The organism is Methylobacterium sp. A49B (assembly GCF_053346215.1).
This window is the reverse complement of the sequence record NZ_JBKFBO010000120.1, coordinates 131,904-154,622: the sequence shown is the minus strand read 5'-3', so window position 1 is coordinate 154,622 and position 22,719 is coordinate 131,904. Positions and strand designations below refer to the sequence as shown.

At 68.8% G+C, this 22,719-nt stretch carries 14 protein-coding genes; 8 read left to right on the top strand and 6 right to left on the bottom strand.

Annotated features, from left to right (window positions below; translation table 11 throughout):
• The first annotated feature begins 119 nt into the window (after positions 1-119).
• The 3 genes from kdpB (at position 120) to ACLBX9_RS24840 (ending at position 5,767) form a co-directional block, all read left to right on the top strand.
• Positions 120-2,210 (top strand): potassium-transporting ATPase subunit KdpB, encoded by a 2,091-nt coding sequence (kdpB, locus tag ACLBX9_RS24850; RefSeq protein WP_447720805.1) that lies wholly within the window; start codon positions 120-122, stop codon positions 2,208-2,210.
• 22 nt (positions 2,211-2,232) lie between these two features.
• Positions 2,233-2,838, top strand: coding sequence for a K(+)-transporting ATPase subunit C (locus tag ACLBX9_RS24845; RefSeq protein ID WP_447720804.1), 606 nt, complete (start codon positions 2,233-2,235; stop codon positions 2,836-2,838).
• A 211-nt stretch (positions 2,839-3,049) separates the two neighbouring features.
• Positions 3,050-5,767, top strand: a complete 2,718-nt coding sequence (locus ACLBX9_RS24840; protein ID WP_447720803.1) for an ATP-binding protein — start codon at positions 3,050-3,052, stop codon at positions 5,765-5,767.
• Positions 5,768-5,801: 34 nt separating this feature from the next.
• Here the strand turns inward: ACLBX9_RS24840 and ACLBX9_RS24835 are convergent, their stop codons facing one another.
• The 3 genes from ACLBX9_RS24835 to ACLBX9_RS24825 are packed head-to-tail and all read right to left on the bottom strand — an operon-like array spanning position 5,802 to position 10,719.
• Positions 5,802-7,151 carry an NCS2 family permease gene (locus ACLBX9_RS24835; protein WP_447720802.1) on the bottom strand — a complete coding sequence of 450 codons (1,350 nt, stop codon included), beginning with the start codon at positions 7,149-7,151 and terminating at the stop codon, positions 5,802-5,804.
• On the bottom strand, positions 7,148-9,883 hold the full coding sequence (locus ACLBX9_RS24830) for a molybdopterin-dependent oxidoreductase (protein ID WP_447720801.1): 2,736 nt from the start codon (positions 9,881-9,883) through the stop codon (positions 7,148-7,150). Before ACLBX9_RS24830 ends, ACLBX9_RS24835 begins: the two co-directional genes overlap by 4 nt.
• On the bottom strand, positions 9,880-10,719 hold the full coding sequence (locus ACLBX9_RS24825) for an FAD binding domain-containing protein (RefSeq protein WP_447720800.1): 840 nt from the start codon (positions 10,717-10,719) through the stop codon (positions 9,880-9,882). Before ACLBX9_RS24825 ends, ACLBX9_RS24830 begins: the two co-directional genes overlap by 4 nt.
• A gap of 207 nt (positions 10,720-10,926) precedes the next feature.
• On the opposite strand from ACLBX9_RS24825, the gene pucL reads away from it, so the two are divergent.
• Both pucL and ACLBX9_RS24815 read left to right on the top strand, forming a co-directional pair.
• Positions 10,927-11,793: a factor-independent urate hydroxylase gene (gene pucL, locus ACLBX9_RS24820; RefSeq protein ID WP_447720799.1), complete on the top strand. Its 867-nt coding sequence runs from the start codon at positions 10,927-10,929 to the stop codon at positions 11,791-11,793.
• A 325-nt stretch (positions 11,794-12,118) separates the two neighbouring features.
• The gene (locus ACLBX9_RS24815; protein WP_447720798.1) at positions 12,119-13,603 is read left to right on the top strand and encodes a methyl-accepting chemotaxis protein; all 1,485 of its coding nucleotides are present in this window, start codon (positions 12,119-12,121) and stop codon (positions 13,601-13,603) included.
• A 9-nt stretch (positions 13,604-13,612) separates the two neighbouring features.
• On the opposite strand, the gene ACLBX9_RS24810 is transcribed toward ACLBX9_RS24815, so the two are convergent.
• A complete protein-coding gene (locus ACLBX9_RS24810; RefSeq protein ID WP_447720797.1) occupies positions 13,613-14,332 on the bottom strand; it encodes an HWE histidine kinase domain-containing protein in 720 nt (239 codons plus the stop codon).
• 591 nt (positions 14,333-14,923) lie between these two features.
• On the opposite strand from ACLBX9_RS24810, the gene ACLBX9_RS24805 reads away from it, so the two are divergent.
• The 3 genes from ACLBX9_RS24805 (at position 14,924) to ACLBX9_RS24795 (ending at position 19,933) form a co-directional block, all read left to right on the top strand.
• Positions 14,924-16,084 carry a glycosyltransferase gene (locus ACLBX9_RS24805; protein WP_447720796.1) on the top strand — a complete coding sequence of 387 codons (1,161 nt, stop codon included), beginning with the start codon at positions 14,924-14,926 and terminating at the stop codon, positions 16,082-16,084.
• A 1,153-nt stretch (positions 16,085-17,237) separates the two neighbouring features.
• Positions 17,238-18,947 carry a HAMP domain-containing methyl-accepting chemotaxis protein gene (locus tag ACLBX9_RS24800; RefSeq protein WP_447720795.1) on the top strand — a complete coding sequence of 570 codons (1,710 nt, stop codon included), beginning with the start codon at positions 17,238-17,240 and terminating at the stop codon, positions 18,945-18,947.
• A 29-nt stretch (positions 18,948-18,976) separates the two neighbouring features.
• The gene (locus ACLBX9_RS24795; protein WP_447720794.1) at positions 18,977-19,933 is read left to right on the top strand and encodes a substrate-binding domain-containing protein; all 957 of its coding nucleotides are present in this window, start codon (positions 18,977-18,979) and stop codon (positions 19,931-19,933) included.
• An 89-nt stretch (positions 19,934-20,022) separates the two neighbouring features.
• Here ACLBX9_RS24795 and ACLBX9_RS24790 read toward each other — a convergent pair whose 3' ends face one another.
• Positions 20,023-21,504 (bottom strand): aldehyde dehydrogenase, encoded by a 1,482-nt coding sequence (locus ACLBX9_RS24790; protein WP_447720793.1) that lies wholly within the window; start codon positions 21,502-21,504, stop codon positions 20,023-20,025.
• A 69-nt stretch (positions 21,505-21,573) separates the two neighbouring features.
• The gene (gene gmd, locus ACLBX9_RS24785) at positions 21,574-22,557 is read right to left on the bottom strand and encodes a GDP-mannose 4,6-dehydratase (protein WP_010683450.1); all 984 of its coding nucleotides are present in this window, start codon (positions 22,555-22,557) and stop codon (positions 21,574-21,576) included.
• Positions 22,558-22,719 lie beyond the last annotated feature (162 nt).

Here is a 22,719-nt window from a genome sequence, read left to right as displayed (position 1 = left end):
TACGCGGCGAAGCGACCCAGCGAGGCTCGGCGTCTCCGAACGCAGCGCTGCCCTGAATTGCTTCGCTCCGCTCGCAAAGACGGCGGGCCCTCCTTCAATCTCCCGTCCGGACATCGCCCATGTCTCGTCAGACCTCTTCCCTCTTCAGCGCCGCCCTGATCGGGCCGGCCCTCGTCGGCTCCGTCAGAAAACTCGACCCCCGCGCCATGATCCGCAACCCGGTGATGTTCGTGGTCGAGGTGGTGGCCGCCCTCACCACCGTGCTGTTCGCCCGGGACCTCGTCACGGGAGGCAGCGATCTCGCCTTCTCCGGCCAGATCATCCTGTGGCTGTGGTTCACGCTGATCTTCGCCAACTTCGCCGAGGCGCTCGCGGAGGGGCGCGGCAAGGCCCAGGCCGACAGCCTGCGCCGCACCCGCACCGAGATGACCGCCAAGCGCCTCACCGGCCAGGGCCGCGCCTACGAGACCGTGCCGGGCACGAGCCTCAAGGTCGGCGACGTCGTCCTCGTGGAGGCCGGCGACCTGATCCCCTCGGACGGCGAGGTGATCGAGGGGGTCGCGTCGGTCAACGAGGCGGCCATCACCGGCGAATCGGCCCCGGTGATCCGCGAATCCGGCGGCGACCGCTCCGCGGTGACCGGCGGCACGCAGGTGCTCTCGGATGAGATCAAGGTCCGCATCACCGCGGCCGCCGGCTCGACCTTCGTCGACCGCATGATCGCCCTGGTCGAGGGCGCCTCCCGGCAGAAGACGCCGAACGAGATCGCCCTCAACATCCTGCTCGCCGGATTGACCCTCGTGTTCGTCTTCGCGGTGGCGTCGATCCCGAGCTTCGCCAGCTACGCGGGCGGTTCGATCCCCGTGATCGTGCTGGTCGCGCTGTTCGTGACGCTGATCCCGACGACCATCGGCGCCCTGCTCTCGGCCATCGGCATCGCCGGCATGGACCGGCTGGTGCGGTTCAACGTGCTCGCCATGTCGGGCCGGGCCGTCGAGGCGGCGGGCGACGTCGACACGCTGCTCCTCGACAAGACCGGCACGATCACCCTCGGCAATCGGCAGGCCACCGAGTTCCGCCCGGTCCCGGGCGTGACCGAGCAGGAGCTCGCCGACGCCGCGCAGCTCGCTTCCCTGGCGGACGAGACGCCGGAGGGCCGCTCGATCGTGGTGCTCGCCAAGGAGAAGTACGGTTTGCGCGCCCGCGACATGGCCGGGCGCAACGCCACGTTCGTGCCGTTCACAGCCCAGTCGCGCATGTCCGGCGTCGATCTGGACGGGTCGTCCATCCGCAAGGGCGCGGTGGATTCGGTCATCGCCTCCGTATCGGCGCAGCCCATGGCGACCCGCGGCTCCAGCGCCGCCCTGGCCTTCCGTCCGGAGGCCGAATCCGGCGCGGCGAGCGAGATCCGCTCCATCGCCGAGGCGATCGCCAAGGCCGGCGGCACGCCGCTGGCCGTGGCCCGGGACGGGCAGCTGCTCGGCGTCGTCTATCTCAAGGACATCGTGAAGGGCGGCATCCGCGAGCGCTTCTCGGAGCTGCGCCAGATGGGCATCCGCACCGTGATGATCACGGGCGACAACCCGATGACCGCCGCCGCCATCGCGGCCGAGGCGGGGGTGGACGATTTCCTCGCCCAGGCCACCCCGGAGGACAAGCTCGCGCTGATCCGCAAGGAGCAGGCGCAGGGCAAGCTGGTCGCCATGTGCGGCGACGGCACCAACGACGCCCCGGCGCTGGCGCAGGCCGATGTCGGCGTCGCCATGAACACCGGCACGGTGGCGGCCCGCGAGGCCGGCAACATGGTCGATCTCGACAGCGACCCGACCAAGCTCATCGAGATCGTCGGTATCGGCAAGCAGCTGCTGATGACCCGCGGCGCGCTGACGACCTTCTCGATCGCCAACGACGTGGCCAAGTACTTCGCCATCATCCCGGCGATGTTCCTGGGGCTCTACCCGCAGCTCCAGGCCCTCAACGTCATGCATCTCGCCTCGCCGCAGAGCGCGATCCTGTCGGCGATCATCTTCAACGCGCTGATCATCGTGGCGCTGATCCCGCTGGCGCTCCGCGGCGTCACCTACCGCGCCGTCGGCGCGGCCGCGCTGCTGCGCCGGAACCTGCTGATCTACGGCCTCGGCGGCGTCCTCGTGCCCTTCCTCGGCATCAAGGCGATCGACCTCGCCGTCAGCGCCCTCCACCTCGCCTGAACCGGCCGCCCGGAGACCTCCCATGCTCAGACAGCTTCGCCCCGCCCTGGTCCTTCTCACCGCGCTCACGGTGATCACCGGCCTCGCCTATCCCCTCGCCATGACGGGTCTCGCCGGCGTGATCTTCCCCGCCAAGGCTTCCGGCAGCCTGATCGAGCGCGACGGCCATATCGTCGGCTCCAGCCTCATCGGGCAGAACTTCGTCGGCGCCCGCTACTTCCACGGACGGCCCTCTGCGACCACCGCGGCCGACCCCGCGGACGCCTCCAAGACCGTGCCGGCACCCTACAACGCGGCGAATTCCTCGGGCTCGAACCTCGGGCCCACGAGCGCGGCGCTGGCCGAACGGGTCAAGGGCGACCTCGACGCCCTGAAGGCCGAGAACGCCGGGGCGCCGGTGCCGGTCGATCTCGTCACCACCAGCGGCTCCGGCCTCGACCCGGACATCTCGCCGGAGGCCGCCGACTTCCAGGTGCCCCGGGTGGCCAAGGCCCGCGGGATTCCGGAAGAGACGCTGCGCGCGCTCGTGACCTCCCGCACCGAGGGGCGGACGCTGGGCCTCCTCGGGGAGCCGCGCGTCAATGTCCTGGCGCTGAACCTCGCACTGGACGATCTTGCACGCCGCTGAGGGTGCCGGACCCTGACCGCAGGAGACGATCGAGAAGCGGCAGCCGGAACAAGGAACAGGCTGCAGCAGGAGCCGCCCCGTCTTTGCGAGCGGAGCGAAGCAGTCCAGCGGTGCCACGTTCGTCGAGGTCGCGCTGCCCTGGGTTGCTTCGCTCCGCTCGCAAAGTCGCGCGGGGCCGAGACTTCCGCAGCGTTTTGCTAAGATGCCGATCATGCCTGAATCCGGCCGCGACCCGAACCGCCCCTCCCCCGACGCGCTCCTCGAAGCGGCGCGCCGCGAGGAGCGGACGCGCGGCCGGCTCAAGGTCTTCCTCGGCGCGGCGCCGGGGGTCGGCAAGACCTACGAGATGTTGACCATCGGGCGCGCCCGGCTGAACGCCGGAACCGACGTGGTGGTCGGGGTCGTCGAGACGCACGGGCGGGCCGAGACCGAAGCCCTGCTCGACGGCTTCGAGACGATCCCCCGCCGCGCGGTGCCGTACCATGGCACCGTCCTGCAGGAGATGGACCTCGACGCGCTGCTCGCCCGCCGCCCGGCCCTGGCGCTGGTCGACGAGCTCGCCCACACGAACGCGCCCGGCTCCCGCCATCCGAAACGCTACCAGGACGTCGAGGAGCTGCTCGATGCCGGCATCGACGTCCTGACGACCCTCAACATCCAGCATGTCGAGAGCCTGAACGACGTGGTCGCCGCGATCACCCGCATCCGGGTGCGCGAGACGGTGCCGGACGGTGTCCTCGACCGGGCCGACGACATCGAGGTCGTGGACCTCAACCCCGACGACCTGATCCAGCGGCTCAAGGACGGGAAGGTCTACGTCCCGACCAACGCCGAGCGCGCCCTGAAGCACTACTTCTCGCGCGGCAACCTGACGGCGCTCCGCGAGCTGGCGCTCCGTCGCACGGCCGATCGGGTCGACGACGAGCTGCTCGGCCACATGCGGGCCAACGCGATCCCCGGCCCCTGGGCTGCAGGTGAGCGCGTGCTCGTCTGCGTGAACGAGGACCCGCGCACGGCCGGCCTCGTCCGCTACACCAAGCGGCTCGCCGACCGCCTGCACGCCCCCTGGACGGCCCTCTCCATCGAAGGCGCCCGGGCGGCGTCCCTGAGCGAGGCGGAGCGCGACCGGATCGCCGAGGCGCTGCGGCTGGCCGACCGGCTGGGCGGCGACGCCGTCACGCTGCCGGGCGGCCGCCGGATCGCCGATGACGCGCTGGCCTATGCCCGCTCGGCCAACGTCAACCACATCGTGGTGGGCAAGGCGAACCGCTCCTGGCTGTTCGAGCTGCTCCACGGCTCGGTGGTCCACGACCTGCTGCGCGACAGCGGAAACATCAGCGTGCACGTGGTCCCGGGCGAGGCGGCGCCTGCGGAAAAGCAGCCGCGTCGCGTGATCACGATGGCGGCGCCACGCTCCGGGTTTCACCCGCGCGCCTATCTCGGCGCCCTGGCGGCGATCGCGGCCGGGCTCGGGAGCGCCATCCTGGCGCAGCCCTACGCCGGCGTGGAGAATGCCGACCTGTTCCTTCTAACCGCCGTCGTGGCGGTGGCGGTGCGCTGGGGGCTGGGACCGGCCCTGGTCTCAGTGGTGGCGGCCTCGCTCGCCTACAACTTCTTCTTCCTGCCGCCGGTCTACACCTTCACGATCGCCGACCCGACCAACGTCGCCGCCTTCCTGCTGTTCACGCTGGTGGCCGTGCTGGTCTCGAACCTCGCCTCCCGGGCCCGGCGGGTCGCTGTGGTCAGCCAGGGCCGCGCCCGCGCCACGGAGCGTCTGTTCGGCTTCTCCCGCAAGCTCGCCGCCTGCGGGACCCTCGACGACGTGCTCTGGGCCACGAGCGCGCAGGTGGCCGCGATGCTGAAGGTCCGCGTGGTGCTCCTGCTCCCCGAGGCCGGGATCGTCACGGTCATGGCCGGCTACCCTCCGGAGGACAGGCTCGACGAGGCCGACGTGGCGGCGGCCCAGTGGGCGTTCGACAACGAGCGGCCGGCCGGCCGCGGCGCCGACACGCTGCCGGGCGCCAAGCGCCTGTTCCTGCCGATGCGCACGGGACGCGGCACGATCGGCGTGATCGGCCTCGACGCGGACGGCACGGGCCCGATCCTGACTCCGGAGGGGCGGCGCCTGCTCGACGCCCTGGCCGACATGGGGGCGCTGGCCATCGAGCGGGTGCGGCTCGTCGAGGATCTCGACCGGGCCGAGCGCGCCGCCGAGACCGACCGGCTGCGCCAAGCGCTGCTCACCTCCATCAGCCACGATCTCCGGACGCCGCTGGCCTCGGTCCTGGGCGCGGCGAGCACGCTGCGCGACCTCGAAGCGGCCCTGGCGCCCGACGCGAAGGCGGAGCTTCTGGGCACCATCATCGGGGAGGCGGAGCGGCTCAACCGCTTCATCGCCAACCTCCTCGACATGACCCGCCTGGAGGCGGGCGCGGTCGCGCCGAATCTGTCGCCGCAGGACGTCGCCGAGACGGTCGATACGGCCCTGCGCCGGACCCAGAAGGTCCTCGCCGCGCACCGGGTTGCGGTCGAGGTCGCGCCGGACCTGCCGCCGCTCGCCCTCGATCCGGTCCTGTTCGAGCAGGTGCTGGTCAACCTGCTCGACAACGCGGCCAAATATGCGCCCGAAGGCTCGACCGTGACCGTACGGGCGGAGCGCGACGGCGCGCAGGTCCGCATCCGGGTGCTCGATGAGGGCGGCGGCCTGGCCGAGGCCGATCTCGAACGGATCTTCGACAAGTTCTACCGCGCCCAGAAGGGCGACCGGGTGCGGGCGGGCACGGGCCTCGGCCTCGCCATCTCCCGCGGATTCGTCGAGGCGATGGGCGGCACCATCACCGCCCGCAACCGCCGGGACCGCGGCGGGGCCTGCTTCACCATCGCCCTGCCGGTCCCGGGCCGGAGCGCCGCCAGGGACATCGCCGCCTGACACCGGTTCGTGCGGGCCGCCGACGGTCGCCCCGTCAGTGGGCGCCCCCTGTCTCCACGAGCTTGTACAGGAACACGACCGCGATCATCCAGACCACCGGCTTCACCTCCCGGGCGCGGCCCGTCAGCAGCTTCAGCACCGCGTAGATGATGAAGCCCAGGGAGACGCCGGTGGCGATGGAGTAGGTGAACGGCATGAGCAGCGCGGTGACGCATGCCGGGATCGCCTCGGTGAGGTCGTCCCAGTCGAGGGCCACCAGTTCGCGGAGCATCAGGCAGGCGACGTAGAACAGGGCCGGCGCCGTGGCGTAGGCCGGGACTGCGGCGGCCAGCGGCGCGAAGAACAGGCAGGCCACGAACAGCGCCGCCACGGTGACAGCGGTGAGGCCGGTGCGGCCGCCCTGCTCCACGCCGGAAGCACTCTCGAGATAGGCGGTGGTGCTCGACGTGCCGAGCAGCGAGCCCGCGAAGACCGCCGCGGAATCGGCCATCAGCGCCCGGTTGAGCCGGGGCAGCCGGTCGTCGGTGAGGAGCCCTGCGCGGCTCGCCACCCCCATCAGCGTGCCGGTCGCGTCGAACAGCTCGACCAAAAACAGCACCAGGATCACGTTCATCAGGCCGGCCGACAGAGCGCCCGAAACGTCGAGGGCGAGGAACGTCGGCGCCAGCGACGGCGGCAGGGCGACGACACCCTGGAAGGTGTTGCCCGCGAAGACGAAGCTCAGCGCGGTGACCGTCAGGATGCTGGTGAGCAGTGCGGCCCGGACCTTTCGGGCCGACAGGACCGCGACGATGAGGAAGCCGATCACCGCGAGCACGGTCTCCGGCTTGTGCAGGTCGCCCAGCGTGACGAAGGTGGCCGGGCTCGCCGCGACGACGCCGGCATTCTTCAGCGCGATGATCGCCAGGAACAGGCCGATGCCCACCGTGATGGCGATCCGCATCGAGCGCGGGATGCCGTCGACGATCAACGCGCGCAGACCGGTCAGCGTGCCGGCGAGGAAGCACAGGCCGGAGATGAACACCGCCCCCAGGGCGGCCTGCCACGTGAACCCCAGCCCCTGGACGATCACGTAGGTGAAGTAGGCGTTGAGCCCCATCCCGGGCGCCAGGGCGATCGGGTAGTTGGCGTAGAGCCCCATGATCAGCGAGCCGAGCGCCGCCACGAGGCAGGTCGCCACGAACACTGCGCCGCGGGGCATGCCGGCCTCCGCGAGGATGCTCGGGTTGACGAACACGATGTAGGCCATCGTCAGGAAGGTCGTCAGCCCGGCGAGGACCTCGGTGCGCGCGCTGGTGCCGTGCTCGGCGAGCCGGAAGGTGCGCTCCAGCAGGCCGGCCCGGCGCGACGCCGGGGTCGCAGGGTCGCGCGTTCCGTCCGTCACGGGACCGCGCCCTGCCCGGCGGCGACGGCTTTGTAGATCCGGTCCGGGGCGAAGGGCGTGGCGGTGAGCCGGGCGCCGGTGGCGTCGCGGATCGCGTTGCCGAGGGCGGCCGCGACGGGGTTGAAGGGCGATTCGCTCATGGATTTCGCGCCGAGCGGCCCGACGCTGTCGTAGGTGTCCGCGAAGAAGACATCCGTGTCCGGCACGTCGGCGCAGGCCGGGATGTGGTAGTCGCGGAAGGCCTGCGTGACGACCTGCCCGTCCGGACCGATGCGGAGATCCTCGTAGAGCGCGGCGCCGATCGCCTGCGCCACTCCGCCCTCGACCTGGCCGCGGCACTGCATCGGGTTGATCACCCGCCCGGCATCGGCGGCGTGGATGCTCTTGAGGATGCGGACAACGCCGCTCACCGGATGCACGGCCACCCGGAACGCCTGGACATTGAAGGCCACCGAGCGCGGAGAACCGTCGGACCGGCCGGAGGCGTCCAGGGGACCGAGGGCGGCGAGCGGAACCGGGCCATTCGGCGTCTCGACGGCGGATTCGACCACGCGGCAGGCCTCGGGCGTCGTGCCCGCCATTTCCGATGCCCGCGCCCGCAATCGGTCCGCCAGCGCCTCGGCCGCGCGCAGCGTCGCGAGGCCCGCGACGACGATGCCGGTGCTGCCGTAGGCGCCCGTATCGTGGCCGACCGCGTCGGTATCCGCACCGGCGATCCGCACGCGTTCGGGGGCGATCTTGAGTACGGAGGCCGCGATCTGGCGGTGCACCGTGCTGGTGCCGTTGCCGAACTCGGCGGTGCCCACGTGGAGGGTGAAGCCTCCGTCCGCATCGAGGCTCGCCCGCGCCTCCGCGTGGTGGCCGCGCGGCGGGATCGTGTCGATCATCGCCATGGCCATGCCGGTGCCGGCGCGCCAGCCGGGCTCGGGGTCCGGGCCAGGGTCGGCCCGGAGCCTCTCCTCCACCAGGGTCAGGCACTGGTCGAGCCCGTAGCTTCCGAACGTCACGTCGTGCGGGGCCAGGCTGTGCGCGACCAGCGGGTCGCCCGGCTTGACGGCGTTGATCCGGCGCAGGGCGAAGGGATCGAGCCCGAGCCCGCGCGCGACCTCGTCGAGGGCCGATTCCAGCGCGAAGATCGTCTGGCTCAGGCCGTAACCCCGGAAGGCACCGGCCGGGAGTGTGTTGGTGTAGACCGCGCGGCCCGAGACCCGCTTGTTGGGGCAGACATAGGCGGCGAGCACCTCGTTGCAGCCGTGATGGAGCACGCCGCCGGCGTGGTTGCCGTAGGCGCCCGTATCGGACAGGACGTCCAGGCTGAGTGCCGTCAACGTCCCGTCACGGCGGGCGCCGACCTTCACGCCGACTTGCATCGGGTGGCGCGTCGGCGTCGCGGTGAACTGCTCCTGCCGGGTCAATTCCCAGCGCACCGGGCGGCCGGTTCGAAGCACCGCCAGGGCCACGAGATCCTCGGTGAGCATCTCCTGCTTGCCGCCGAAGCCCCCGCCGATCCGGCCGCAGACGACCCGCACCGCATCGCGCTCCAGACCGAACAGGTCGCACAGGGCATCCCGGGTCAAGAACGGGACCTGGCTGCTCGTGCGCAGGGTCAGGCGCCCGTCGGGATCGCGCCAGCCGACGCAGCCATGCGTTTCGAGGGCCGCGTGCTGGACGCGCTGCGACGCGAAGGTCTGCGCGTACACGAAGTCGGCCTCGGCGAAGCCGGCTTCCACGTCGCCGACCTCGCCCTGCACTTCGGCGGCGAGGTTCGGATGGGTCGCGCCAGGTGGCACCTCCTCTCCCGAGCGGTCGAGGGGATCGTGCACGCGGGGCGCGTCGGGCAGGAGCGCTCGTGCGGGATCGAGGAGAGCCGGACGAAGCTCGTAGGTCACGCGCAGGGCCCGGCAGCCCGCCTCCGCGGCCGCTTCGGTCTCCGCCACGACCGCGGCGACCCGCTGCCCAGCGAAGCGCAGGACCGGATCCAGGACTCGGGTGTCGGCCGCGTCGTCGCGGGGATCCTGATGGCGGGCGGTGGAGAACCGGCGCTCCGGCGCGTCCGCGTGGGTGAGCACCGCGACGACTCCGGGGATCGCCCGGGCCGCCGCCGTGTCGATCGCCGCGACCCGGGCATGGGCGTGGGGCGAGCGCAGAACCTTGAGATGCAAGGCCTCCCCGAAGGCGGCATCGAAAGTGAACCGGGCTCGCCCGGACACCACCGCGGGGGCTGCCGGTGCCGGCAGGTTCTGCCCCACCGGGTCGCCCGAGCCGCGCCACCGATCCGGTGCCGCGATGCCGGCGATCGCGTCCCGGACGGCGCGATAGCCGGTGCAGCGGCAGAGGTTGCCCTTCAGGGCGGTGCCGAGATCCCGCCTCTGGCCCTGATCGAGGGCGGCGGCCGTCATGAGCATGCCGGCCGTGCAGAAGCCGCACTGGAAGCCCTGCGCGGCCAGGAAGGCGGCCTGCACCGGGTGGAGTGACGAAGGCTCGGCATCTCCGGCGTGACACGGGCCGGCGAGGCCCTCGACGGTAGTCACGCTCCGTCCCTCGGCGCGGAAGGCCGGGATCAGGCAGCTGTGCACCGGTTCGCCGTCGAGATGGACCGTGCAGGCGCCGCAATCGCCCGCGTCGCAGCCCTTCTTCACGCCGAACCAGCCGGCTTCGCGCAGGTACGTCCGCAGGCACTGCCCGGCGCGGGGCACGCCGTCGTGGTCATGGCCGTTGATCGTGAGCCTCATGAGCCTGCCCCCTCGGACGGCGCATCCTGCAACGCGTCGCGGATCTCCCCGGCGAGGTGTCGGGTCACGTGGCGACGCCAATCGGGCTGACCATGAACATCATCGTAGTAAAGGGCGTCCGGGATGGCGTCGTCGATGACTTCCACGAGCGCCGCGCGCTCCGGCAGTCCCGCGAAGGCGAGCTTCAGCGGGCGCCGCACCGAGGCCGTCACGGTGAGCGCGAAGGCGCCGTCCGCGTCCCGGGTCCCGATCAGGAGCGCGCACGAGCGACCGTTCGGGCTGAGGCTGATCCGCCGGAACGCGGTCCGGCGCGCGAGGGCTGCCGCCGGGATCGACACGCTCCGCAGGATCTCTCCGGGCTGCAGCGCCGTGCGCCGCGGCCCGAGGACGAACGCCGTGGTGGCCAAGCCCCGCTCGCCGCCATCCGGGGACCAGACCGTGCAGGTTGCGTCCAGGGCTGTGGCGAGGGCGATCAGCGGCCCGGCCGGAAGGGCGAGGCAGAGATTGCCGCCCACGGTCGCGGTGTTCCAGATCTTGAAGGATCCGAGCAAACCCCGGCAGCACTGTCCCACCAGTGGCGCGGCGATCCAGGCCGGCGGGAGTTCCAGCCGGTCGAGCTGTGCGATCGTGCAGGTCGCCGCGAGGGTCAGGCCGTCCGCGTCGATCGTGTGCGGGGGCCAGCCGAGGCTCGCGAGATCCAGGAGGCGCCGCGTCGCCGGCTGGGGCTCGGAGAAGAGCCATGTCCCGCCCGCGAGGCAGGCATCCCCCTCCTGCCAAGGCGGCAACTCGCCCCGGCTGCGCGGACGGATGACGGTCTCGACGGTGTTGAGATCCATGGCCCCCCTCACCGGCCCGGAATCGGCCCGTCTCGGCCGCGCACTATGCTTGTCGGCGGGTGGCCGCGGTCAAGCCTCGACTTGGCCTGACCGGCTTGTCCCGACAGGGCTGTCCCGACAGGACTGTCCCGAGCGGCCTTGGAACCGCGGCCGCTCACGACCTAAGCTCAGCCGCCGCGCCGTCGGTGGCGCCCATCGGAGACCTCCATGCGTCTGACCGCATCGCGCTACGGCAAGGAACGCGTCCGGATCATGCGCCTGACCCGCGACGGCGATCACCATGTCCCCCGCGAGCTGACGCTCACCGTGATGATGACCGGCGGCTTCGACGCGGCCTGGACCGCGGGCGACAACCGGGCGTGCATCGCCACCGACAGCGTGAAGAACATCGTCAACGTCACCGCGGCCCGGAACGTCGCGGCCGACGCGGAAGGTTTCGCGGCCGCCGTGGCGCAGGTGCTGCTCGAGACCTATCCGCAGGTCCAGACCGTCACCATCGAGGCCGAGGAGACGCGCTGGCTGCGCCACGGCGTCGACGGCGCGCCGCACGGGCATACCTTCACGCGCGACGGCAACGGCTTCGGGTTCGTGGCGCTCTCCGCCAGTCGCGCCGGCTCGACCGTGCGCTCGGGGCTGCGTGGCTACACCTTGATGAAGACCACGCGGTCGGGATGGGCGGATTTCGTCGATGATGGCTACCGCACGCTGCCAGACACCCACGACCGCATCGCGGCGACCAGCATGGATGCCACGTGGACTTGGTCGCGGCCGCCGTCCGACTACGCGGTCGCCAACGCTCGCATCCTGGAAAGTCTGCTGTCGACGTTTGCCACCACCTACAGCCGCAGCGTTCAGGACAGCATGTACAGGATGGGCATATCGGTGCTCGACACGATCTCCGAACTGGCGGAGATCTCGTTCGTGATGCCGAACAAGCATTATCTGCCCTTGGACCTGCGGGCCTTCGGGCTCGATAACCCCGGCACCGTCTTCCTGCCGACCGACGAGCCCTGCGGTCTGATCGAGGCCACGATCCGCCGGGATCTTGAGACAGGGACCGCTCTGTCAGGATGAGGACAGATCGCCTCAGCTTTTCGCCGGACCACAACTCACGGTGAGCAGAATCCCGTAACTTACGCTAAGTTGCTGCAATCTCCGGGTGAGTTTCCGCCCTTTGCCTCAGCCTTGTTCGCGGAGTTTTGACCGGTTGCCCGAGATGAGGGCGACTGTTTTAACCGATGTTCAAGGCCGAGCGGCTATCTCTGGTCTCAAGTTTTTCGGCCATATACGCTGAACCAGAAACTGATCTATGTCGTGATCGGCAAGAAGCCGAAGATCTGACGAGATCTCAAAAGCCTGCCGCTGTGTTAGGCCGGGCGCTAAAATATTGGAGGACGCCGTGTTTTCGCGCCTGAAGAATCGCAAGGACCAGCACGCCAAGCTGGCGGCATTGAGCCGTTCTCTCGCTACGATTGAGTTCGCTCTGGACGGCACAATTCTGGAAGCGAACAGCAACTTCCTGGCCGCGATGGGCTACACGCTGGACGAGATCCGCGGCCGTCATCACACTCTCTTCGTAAACCCGGCCGATCGGGAGAGCGAGGCGTACCGGCGCTTCTGGGAGCAGCTCCGGCACGGCGAGTTCCAGACGGCCGAATACAGGCGCATCGCCAAGGGTGGGAGGGAAGTCTGGATCCAGGCCACCTACAACCCGGTTCTCGACGGGGCGGGCAGACCGGTCAAGATCGTCAAGTTCGCCACCGACATCACGGCGCACAAGCTGCGCTCGCTCGATCTCGAAGGGCAGATCACCGCGCTGCACCGCTCGCAGGCGGTGATCGCCTTCGCGCTCGATGGGACGGTCCTGAGTGCCAATGCGAATTTCCTCGGTGCGGTCGGGTACCGCCTCGACGAGATCGTCGGCCGCCATCACAGTTTGTTCGTCAGCGAAGCCGAACGGACGAGCGAGCCCTATCGTGCGTTCTGGGCCGCACTCGCGCGCGGCGAGTACCAGTCCGGCGAGTACAGGCGCACCGGCAAGGGCGGTCGAGAAGTCTGGATCCAGGCCACCTACAATCCGATCACCGACGCCGACGGCCGCCCGATACGGGTCGTGAAGTTCGCCACCGACATCACCGCTCAGGTCGCCGAGCGGCAGCGTCGGGCCGAGACGCAACGGACCATCGGCAACGACCTCGACGCCATCGGTGACGCCGTCGCGGACGTGACGCGCCAGACCGGTCAGGCCGCCGAGACGGTGGGGCGGGTCTCGAACGAGATCCAGTCCGTCGCTTCCGGCGCTGAGCAGCTGTCGTACTCCGTCAGTGAGATCAGCCAGCAGGTGAGCCACGCGGCGGGGATCGCCGGTCAGGCCGTCGAACAGGCGCAGCGCACGGGGTGCATCGTCGCCGGCCTCAGCGAGCAGGCGACGCAGATTGGCGACGTGGTCGGGCTGATCTCCGGTATCGCGGCCCAGACGAACCTGCTGGCGCTGAACGCCACGATCGAGGCCGCCCGCGCCGGCGAGGCGGGACGCGGCTTCGCGGTGGTCGCCAGCGAGGTCAAGACTCTGGCTGAGCAGACGGGTCGGGCGACGGACCAGATCCGCGGGCAGATCGCGGCGACCCAGACGGCGACCCGGGAGGCGGTCGAGGCGATCGGCGCCATTCAGGGGACGATCGGCACGTTGAACGCGGTGTCGTCCACCATCGCGGCGGCCGTGGAGGAGCAGTCGGCGGTGACCCGCGAGATGTCCGGCAGCATGCAGGCGGCGTCCCAGGGCGTCACCGCGATCTCGGCCGGCATGGAGACCATCGCGCAGGCAAGCCTGCGGGTCGACTGCGCGACGCGGCAGGTGCGCGAAGCCTCTCGCGCCCTGGCGTAGCGCCGCAGCTCAGGCGCCGTCACCGTTCTCGTCGGCGCCGCTCTCCTCGACCACGCGCCCCACGCGCGGCGTCAGCGGGAAGCGGCAGGTGCAGCGGAGGCCGTCGGGCTCGAAGGCCAGGGCCACCCGGGCGCCGAGTTCGTAGCTCAGCATCTCCTTGAGGACCTGCATGCCGAAACCGCGCCGTGTCGGAGGCACGACACCCGCGCCGCCCGTCTCCTTCCAGGTCAGCGTCAGATCGCCCGCCCCGTGGCCGGCGTCGGTGTCGACGGACCAGCCCACGGCGACGTCACCCGCGGCGAGTCCCAAAACCCCATGCTCGATGGCGTTGCTCGACAGTTCGTGGATCGCGAGAGCTACAAGCTGCGCCGCCTTCGGCCGGAGGCGGACCGGCGGCCCGGACAGCTCCGCCTGCTCGCCCTCGCGGATGAGATGGATCATCAATTCGTCCGAGATGAGGGTGTGCAGGTTGACCTCGCCGAAGGTGTCGGCCGTCACCCGAACCCGCGTGATGGCGTCGAGCCGGCCCTCAAGGTGCGTCGCGTAGCTGTCGACGGTGTCGGCGGTCTCGGCCGAGAGGCGCAGCACCGCCCGGAGCATCGCCATGGTGTCGCGCAACCCGTGGCGAAGCCCGTCGGGCGCGCCGGCCTCGTCCAGAAGACGACGCAGGCGCGTATTGTCCGCCTCGAGCTGCACGAGGCGAACCTCGATCTCTTGAGACTCTGCCATGCCGGGCTTCTCCGCGCGAAGCGTTTTCAGGTTGTGTGCGGCTCGGAAGTCGGGTGTTTCCGTGCGGAAGCATCACGTGTCGAAAAATCTCGGTCAACTGCGCGATCCCGCCCCGTTGCGCGCGCGTTCCGGAGGCCCGCGGTCGCACAGCAGCCGCTCCGCCCGCAGGGGATCGCTCGCGTGGCCGGGAACCCGGTTCACGCTGAAGCGGGCATGACGCGCCTCCGCGGTCGAGGACGGGTGCTCGGGTCGCGGTCCCCTTCCGGCAAACCTGGGAAATGGAGTTTCGTTCGCAGGCAGACACAGGCTCTGCTCCCGCGCCCTGAACTGATCCAACCCGCAATCACGCGTGGACATCATGTGATGACAGCGTTAAAATTTTTAGCTTGGCGTGATACTGATTTATTGTGACAACAAACGCCATTTAAATCTGTCGATAGTCGGCTATATTTATAGAAATCGAGTACATACGTTTCGATTGTTTGCCTTAGAAGCGCAGAAATTAGCTTTGCCTTCGTCCAATCGAGAGAGTAAAACGCTGAACGAAGTAATATTATCGCTCTTCAGACCGTTTGGCGACGTCGAATTCAAATGAATTATTCCGGACAAACCGTCTGTCTCTCGATGATTGTCAAGAACGAGGCACACGTTATTCGTCGATGCCTCGATTCGGTTCGGCCAGTCATTGATCATTGGGTGATCGTCGACACGGGATCAACCGACGGGACCGAAGATGTGATCCGCGCGGCGATGTCGGACGTGCCGGGGGACGTCCTGAGTCGACCCTGGGTCGATTTCGCGACCAATCGCAGCGAGGCGCTGGTGCTGGCGCGCCCGCACGCCGACTATACGTTGATCATCGACGCGGATGACGAATTGATCATCCCGCCGGATTTCGCGATGCCGCAGCTCGATATGCCCGGCTACGCGGTCACCATCTTGGATAGTTTTACGAAGTATACACGCCTGCAACTGGTCAGTAACGCGTTCAACTGGCAATACCGCGGCGTCCTTCACGAATTCCTCACGTGCGACGAGGCTGGCCCCCTTCCGGTGCTGCCGCTTGCCATGCGTCGAGGAGAGGACGGCGCGCGCCATCTTGATCGCGGCACTTACCGGCGCGATGTCGATGTCCTTGAGAAAGCGCTGGCGACCGAGCAGGACCCGTTCTTGATCACCCGCTACACGTTCTACCTCGCACAAAGTTATCGCGATATCGGCGATCGCCGAAAGGCGCTCGAATATTACCTGAAGCGGGCCGAACTCGGTTTTTGGCACGAGGAGATTTACATAAGTCTCCTCAGCGCCGCCTATCTGATGGACAGCCTGAACGAGCCTGCCAGCGCGGTCCTCGACGTGTATGATCGGGCCATAGCAATCTGTCCCGAGCGGGCGGAGGCCCGGCACGGGGCCAGCCGTTACTGCAGAGAACATCGCGACTACGTGAAAGGCCTTTACTATGCCGAGGCTGGTCTTCCGCCGCGTATGCCGCGTGATGCTCTATTTCTGCAGCCGTGGATCTATAACTATGGCTTGCTGGACGAATATTCCGTCAACGCCTTCTGTACTGGTCAGTATCGGGCGTGCATGAACGCGTGTCTGACGATCCTGGGCCATCCGGAGACTCCCGCGGAGCATCGTCCGCGCATTTCCAGGCTTGCCGAGGAAGCGCTCGGCAAGATGGTGGATCCCGTCTGGGGTGCCGATCAGTCGTCGTACAACGTGGAGTTTGCGCCCACCTGGCGACTTTAGAGACGCGCGGGAGAATCACGGCGACCGTATCCGCTCCCAGCGGTGGCGTGATCGATCCTCGCCGATCACGCCCATTGCCGAAGCTTCGGCCCGAAGGGACCTTCAGCAGCACTCGCCCTGAATGCGCAGCGGGATCGCTGGCGGCTGCACCAAGGGCATTCAGCCGGACAGGACTCGCCAGCCCTCCTCCCGCCGGAAGCACGCGCTGAACAACCAACAAGCGTAGCGCTAGGGCAGTCGCCGGCTCTGCCCAGGGGCGGGCGCATACCGCTGGCGCCGGGTCAGAGTCGGAGCTGTGCCCCTCCGCGACTTACCGGCGCCTCGGCTCTCGCCTACCCGTGCCGCAGGTGATGTGCGGGAGGCGTCTGCGTGGGCGAACGTGCGGTACGGAAGGCGGAACGGCTGAAGCGGCTCTGGCCCGGATGGACCAAGGCGGCGCTGCCTCCGGCGCCGCGGATACCGAGGGAGGCCGATCGGGAAGAGATGCTTCCATCACGCGGCCTGACAGCATCCGAATTGATCGCCATGGCCCGTCAGGCTCGAGCCGTGGCGCACGAGCGGGATCCGGCAAACGCCGCCGACGTTTCCTGAGGTCTGCGCTGCTCGATCGGGAGGTCTGACGTGGGACTGCTCGCGTTCATCGTGTTCGTATGCCCGTGGATGGGGATCGCCGGCTTGTTGTGGATGAAGGAGCGGCAGACGCGGCCGCTCTGACGCTGGTCGCGCCGGCGGACCGGGGCTTAGGCCCGGCATCGTTTCTGCGCGTGTTGATACGCGCCGCTCCGTGAACGAACGGACGGCGGCGAGACCTGCGGGCGCCTGACCGATCCGCGCGGGTGCCTCCGGCCTGCGTTTTGGTGGGATCTCTGCCGAACAGGGAGCATCCGTTGGAGATGCCCCCTCCGCACAGGCTCGTCCCGCTCCGGATGATCCGCAGCGGTCGCGTCGAGCACCAGCTGCGCCGACGACACAAGTGATGCACTCACAGATTCGCCGGTGAAAAGCTTTCTTGACGAAGGATATGTTCGAAGATCTCAGATTGAATTCATATCCAAGCGATATTTTATAATACGACTGTTGTATTCGTCTAAAACTTGATTCCATCTTTCGAACGCAATAGGCGAATGCGACAGAATGTTTGGAATTAAGTTTTATGCTGTCCGCAATGAACGATTTTCCGCGGAGATCTTTTGTTATATATCACATATTGATGGTATCTTTGATTTTGTTACTGACGTGTCTTTCAATAAGAATTGGCACATATCCATTCTTCGGGACTGATAAGATCCGAAAGGTGCCTGGCTCGATTGCCGAAGAAATTCGGGTGCTGACGACGCTAGGCGCTTTGAAACAATTTACTTATGAGCTGCGCGCGATCGACTTGCTCACGCATCACGCCTCTCCGGAAGCAGCGCGGCGGCGGCATCGAAACCAAGCCATCGCGATCGGTCAGGCGTTCGAGGCTGCCTGGATCTCCTACGCGCGGACGGTCGTCGATCCGGAGGAGCGCCGACTCGCGGAACGGCTCTGGGAGACATGGCAGCATGTCCTGGCGGTGAGCGCTGAAGCGGCAGCCCTGGACCGGGCCGGTGAATGGGACTTGGCTGAAACGGTCCTTGTGACGCCGTCACAGGACGATGCGAAGGCGCTCGCGCAAGCGGTCGACGCCGTGCTGGCCCATCGGCAGGCCAGAACCCTGACGCAGGCCGCCGGTGTCGATGCCGCAGCCGACACGGTTCCGATGGAGCACGTCGCAGCCGCAGCCTTCGCGGGTGCGCTGGCGCTCGCGACCGTCTGGTTCAGCCTCCACCATGTCCCGGCGGTTTTCCACGCGCGGAAACGCGTCCCGCACCGGCAGGCCGAAGCCGCGCCCGGCACTCCGGTTGCGGCGGCGGAGAGTGGCGATGCGCCGGCATGCTCGGCGACCGCGCTGCGAGCCTCCGATCCCCTTTCGGTCGCCGGCCGCGTGCCCGAGCAGGAGCCCTCGGAGGTCCGCGCCGCCGCCGAGCACGAGCGGCACTCCCCGCCACGCGCGCCGGAGGCGGATTTCACGTCGGCAATGGGCGGCGTCGTGGCTTCGGTGACGGCGCGGGTCGGCGAATTGCGCGGACGGGCGGATCTCCTGAGCCGGATCGCCGCGGCGCGCGCGGATCGCTCGACCGAGGTAGCGGCGATGGTGGAGGAGGCGCAATCCCAGATCCGCGTGGCTTCTGCCCTCGCCAGAGGGTTCGGCACGTCGATGGACGAGGTCGGCCGCCAAGCCGGATCGACGACCGCACTGGCGAGCGGCGCCACCAATGACGCGGAACGGACGACGGCCCTCGTCCGCGCTTTGACCGGTGCGGCCGATCGGATCGGCGACGTGGTCCGGATCATCGCGAAGATCGCCGCTCAGACCAATCTTCTGGCCCTCAACGCCGCGATCGAGGCGGCCCGCGCCGGTGAGGCTGGCCGGGGCTTCGCGGTGGTCGCGGCCGAGGTGAAGGCGCTGGCCGGTCAGACCAGGCAGGCAACGCAGGATATCGGGCGGCACGTGACGGTGATCCAAGGCGCCACGACGGATGCGGTGGCGGCGATCGCTTCCGTTACCACCCGGATCGAGGACATTAGCCGGGCCGTCTCGACGATCGCCGCTGGTCTCGACGGGCAAGGTACGGCGGCGCGGGAAATCGTCCAAACCCTCGAGCAGGCCGCCCGGAATGCCGGCTCGGTGAGCGCACGCATCGCCGACGATGCCGGCGCGGCCGAGCAGTTCGATGCGACCGTGAACGCCCTCCGCGGTGCGGCAAGTGCCCTCGCGGGCGACGCCGATCGGCTGAGCGCGGAATCGGCGCGCATCCTCCAGAGTGTTCAGGCCGCGTGAGAGGCGCCGTGTTGTACGATCAGGCAGGGATGGGCCGGATAGGACAGGACCGCTGCGAGGGGCCCCGGGCGATGGTCGCGCTGATGGTTGCCCTGCTCAGCCTGGCCTGCGGGATGATGCCGGCGCTCTCCGCCACCATCGGTATCGCCATGCCCCCGCCTGCAGCCGCCACGCGGACCTTGCTGGAGGGTATCGCCGAGCAGGCGAAAGCGCACGATGTGGCCGTGGCGTATGCTCACGCGCCGGACGGCGCCGGCGCGCAGCAGGTCGCGCAGGTTCGGCAATTGATCGCCGCGAAGGTCGACGCGCTGCTGATCACGCCGGTGGAGACCTCGGTGCGTCCCACCCTCACCCGCCTCGCGCGGGAGGCCGACATCCCGCTGGTGTTCCTGGACGACGGCCCGCCGGACCCGTGGCCCTTAGGACGGATCGCTTCCGTGCGGCCGCACGATCTCGTCGCCGGGCGTCTTCAGATGCGCAAGCTGGCCCAGATGCTGAACGGGACGGGACGGCTCGCCCTCATCGCGGGCAATCCCGCGCATGCGGGCGCGGCGCTGCGCATGCAGGGGATCAAGGACGTGCTGGCCGGATTCGCAGGCCTCCGGCTGGTCGCCGAAGGCGCGGCCGACGGGGATCGCGGCAAGGCCCGTACCCTCGTCGCCGGATGGCTCGCTGGCAACATCGGGATCGACGCCATCGCGACCGCCAACGACGCGATGGCGCTCGGTGCCGCCGACGCCGTGGAGGCTGCGGGTATACCCCCCGGCCACATCCTCATCGGCGGCGTCGACGCGTCCGCGGACGGCCTCACCGCCATGCAGCGCAAGCGCCTCGCCGTGACGGTCTACCAGGACGCGGCCCCTCAGGGCCGGCGCGCGGTCGACATCGCCCTGGCGATGATGCGGCACGAACCAGTCCGGCTCATCGACTGGATGCCGGTCGAACTGATCACCGACCGCATGTCGACCACCCACTTCGCCAAGTAGCCGTCCTGATCCGCCGAAGGGGCAGCGCGCGCGGTCACCCCGCCGGCAAGCCGGCTGACGGGGACCGCTGTGGGCTGCAGCGGTCTCGCTCAGCGCATCACGAACGGGTTCTCCGGCGCGTCGCGGCTGGTCGAGATCCAGACGCTCTTGGTCTCCAGGAATTCGCGGATCGACTCGATGCCGCTCTCGCGGCCGATTCCGGAACGCTTCATGCCGCCGAACGGCATCATGTAGCTTACGGCCCGATAGGTGTTCACCCAGACGGTGCCGGCCCGCAATCCTTTCGACATCCGCATCGCGCGACCGATATCCTGTGTCCAGACGCCGGCCGCGAGGCCGTAGATGACGTCGTTGCCGATCCGCAGCGCCTCCGCCTCGTCCTCGAAGCCGATGATCGACAGGACCGGGCCGAACACCTCCTCCTGGGCGATGCGCATGTCGTTGGTCACGCCAGTGAAGATCGTCGGCTCCACGAACTGGCCGCCGATCACGCCCGGACCGGAGGCCGGGTTGCCGCCGAAGACGCAGCGCGCCCCCTCGCTCTTGGCGAGCGCGATATAGTCGAGCACCTTGGTGTATTGGGGCGGCGTGGTGATCGGCCCGATATTGGTATCGGCCTGCATCGGGTCGCCCAGCTTGGCGGTACGGGCGAGATCCACCAACCGCTCGACGAACGCCTCGCGGATGCTGTTCTGCACCAGCAGCCGCGATCCGGCGATGCAGGTCTGGCCCGTGGCGGCGAAGATGCCGGAGATCGCGCCCGCCGCGGCCGCCTTCAGGTCGGCGTCGGCGAAGACGATGTTGGGCGACTTGCCGCCGAGTTCCAGCGACACGCGCTTGATCTGGCGCGCGGCCGCCTCGTAGACCTTCGCCCCCGTGACGTCAGAGCCCGTGAAGGTGATCTTGGCCACGTCCGGATGCTCCACGATGGCCGTGCCGGCCTCCCCGCCGTAGCCGGTGACGACGTTGAACATCCCGTCCGGCAGGCCGGCCTCCTTGGTCAGCCGGGCAAATTCGAGGGTGCTGGCGGAGGCGAATTCGGAGGGTTTCACGACGACCGCGCAGCCGGCCGCCAGAGCCGGCGCGCACTTCCAGGCCACGAACAGCAGCGGCGAGTTCCAGGCGGTCAGCGCCCCGACGACGCCCACCGGCTCGTGCCGGGTGAACGCGAAGGTCTCGGGCTTGTCGATCGGCACCTGGGCGCCCTCGACCTTGTCGGCGAGGCCCGCGTAGTACCACCACCATTCCGGCTGATAGCGGGTCTGGCCGTACATCTCGGCGAAGAGCTTGCCGTTGTCGCGCACCTCGACCTCGGCCAGCGCCTTGGCCTCGCGCTCCACGAGATCGCCGATCCGGCGGAGCACCTTTCCGCGCGCGGAGGCCGTCATGGTGGCCCAGGGGCCCTCCCACATCGCGCGCTTGGCGGCGGCCACGGCCCGGTCGACATCGCCGCGGGAGGCCCGGGGGATCCGGGCCCAGGGCTCGCCGCGGTAGGGATCGATCGACTCGAACCACGCGCCCTCGACCGGGTCGACGTGCTGGCCATCGATGTAGAGCTGATAGGTCTTCACGGCGCGCATCTCCGAGACGGGATGCGCGCCATATGGACCGGGACCTGGGCGGCGGCGAGCCCGACCGCCTCAGGCGTTGGCGCTGAGGCGGCGGATGTCGGCGTCGACCATCTCGGTGATCAGCGCCTCCAGGCTCGTCCCCGCTTCCCAGCCGAAGGTCGCCTTCGCCTTGGCGGGGTTGCCCAACAGCACCTCGACCTCGGCCGGACGGAACAGGGCCGGGTCGATGACGAGGTGGTCGTCGATGTTCAAACCGACATGCTTGAACGCGATCGCGCACATGTCCCGTACGGTGGTGGTGCGGCCGGTGGCGATCACGTAGTCGTCGGGCCGGTCCTGCTGCAGCATCAGCCACATCGCCTGCACGTAGTCGCGGGCGTGGCCCCAGTCGCGCTTGGCGTCGATGTTGCCCAGCCGCAGCTCCTTCTGCTTGCCGAGCTTGATCCGCGCCACCGCGTCCGTGACCTTGCGGGTGACGAACTCGACGCCCCGCAGCGGACTCTCGTGGTTGAACAGGATGCCGTTCGAGGCGTGCAGGTTGAAGCTCTCGCGGTAGTTGATCGTCATCCAGTGGGCGTAGAGCTTGGCCACGCCATAGGGCGAGCGCGGGTAGAACGGCGTCGACTCGCTCTGGCGCTCCTCCTGGATCAGGCCGAACATCTCCGAGGTCGAGGCCTGATAATAACGCGCGCTGGGCGCCACCGAGCGCAGGCATTCGAGCATGTGTACGGCGCCGAGGCCCGTGACCTGCCCGGTGAGCAGCGGCTGCTGCCAGGATGAGGTCACGAACGACTGGGCGGCGAGGTTGTAGATCTCGTCGGGCTTGGCGGCCTGGACGATGCGCATCAGCGCCGACAGGTCGAGCAGGTTGCCGTCGACCAGCTCGACCTCGTCGAGGATGCCGAGCCACTTCAACCGGTGGTCGAAGACGCCGGCATGGCTGGAGCGGCGCACGATTCCGGTGACCGCGTAGCCCTTCTCCAGCAGCAGCTGCGCCAGATACGCGCCGTCCTGGCCCGTCACCCCGGTGATCAGCGCTCGCTTGGCCGTCATGTATCCGTCCTGTTCCGATTGTGCCCGGCTGCTACGACCGTGACGGCATCTCCGTCAAGGCAAGGCCACGACATCGGTCCTTTCCGCTGCGGTGTGAAGTCCGGTCGGGTTATCAACCTGGGGCTGAGCTCTGCGTGGGCGCATCGGACGTCCCGGCGCGTC

What these genes read in the sequence shown, in the direction of transcription:
- kdpB (WP_447720805.1), top strand. Translation starts at nt 120, where the DNA reads ATGTCTCGTCAGACCTCTTCCCTCTTCAGCGCCGCCCTGATCGGGCCG.
- ACLBX9_RS24845 (WP_447720804.1), top strand. Translation starts at nt 2,233, where the DNA reads ATGCTCAGACAGCTTCGCCCCGCCCTGGTCCTTCTCACCGCGCTCACG.
- ACLBX9_RS24840 (WP_447720803.1), top strand. Translation starts at nt 3,050, where the DNA reads ATGCCTGAATCCGGCCGCGACCCGAACCGCCCCTCCCCCGACGCGCTC.
- ACLBX9_RS24830 (WP_447720801.1), bottom strand. Translation starts at nt 9,883, where the DNA reads ATGAGGCTCACGATCAACGGCCATGACCACGACGGCGTGCCCCGCGCC.
- ACLBX9_RS24825 (WP_447720800.1), bottom strand. Translation starts at nt 10,719, where the DNA reads ATGGATCTCAACACCGTCGAGACCGTCATCCGTCCGCGCAGCCGGGGC.
- pucL (WP_447720799.1), top strand. Translation starts at nt 10,927, where the DNA reads ATGCGTCTGACCGCATCGCGCTACGGCAAGGAACGCGTCCGGATCATG.
- ACLBX9_RS24810 (WP_447720797.1), bottom strand. Translation starts at nt 14,332, where the DNA reads ATGGCAGAGTCTCAAGAGATCGAGGTTCGCCTCGTGCAGCTCGAGGCG.
- ACLBX9_RS24805 (WP_447720796.1), top strand. Translation starts at nt 14,924, where the DNA reads ATGAATTATTCCGGACAAACCGTCTGTCTCTCGATGATTGTCAAGAAC.
- ACLBX9_RS24800 (WP_447720795.1), top strand. Translation starts at nt 17,238, where the DNA reads ATGCTGTCCGCAATGAACGATTTTCCGCGGAGATCTTTTGTTATATAT.
- ACLBX9_RS24795 (WP_447720794.1), top strand. Translation starts at nt 18,977, where the DNA reads ATGGGCCGGATAGGACAGGACCGCTGCGAGGGGCCCCGGGCGATGGTC.
- gmd (WP_010683450.1), bottom strand. Translation starts at nt 22,557, where the DNA reads ATGACGGCCAAGCGAGCGCTGATCACCGGGGTGACGGGCCAGGACGGC.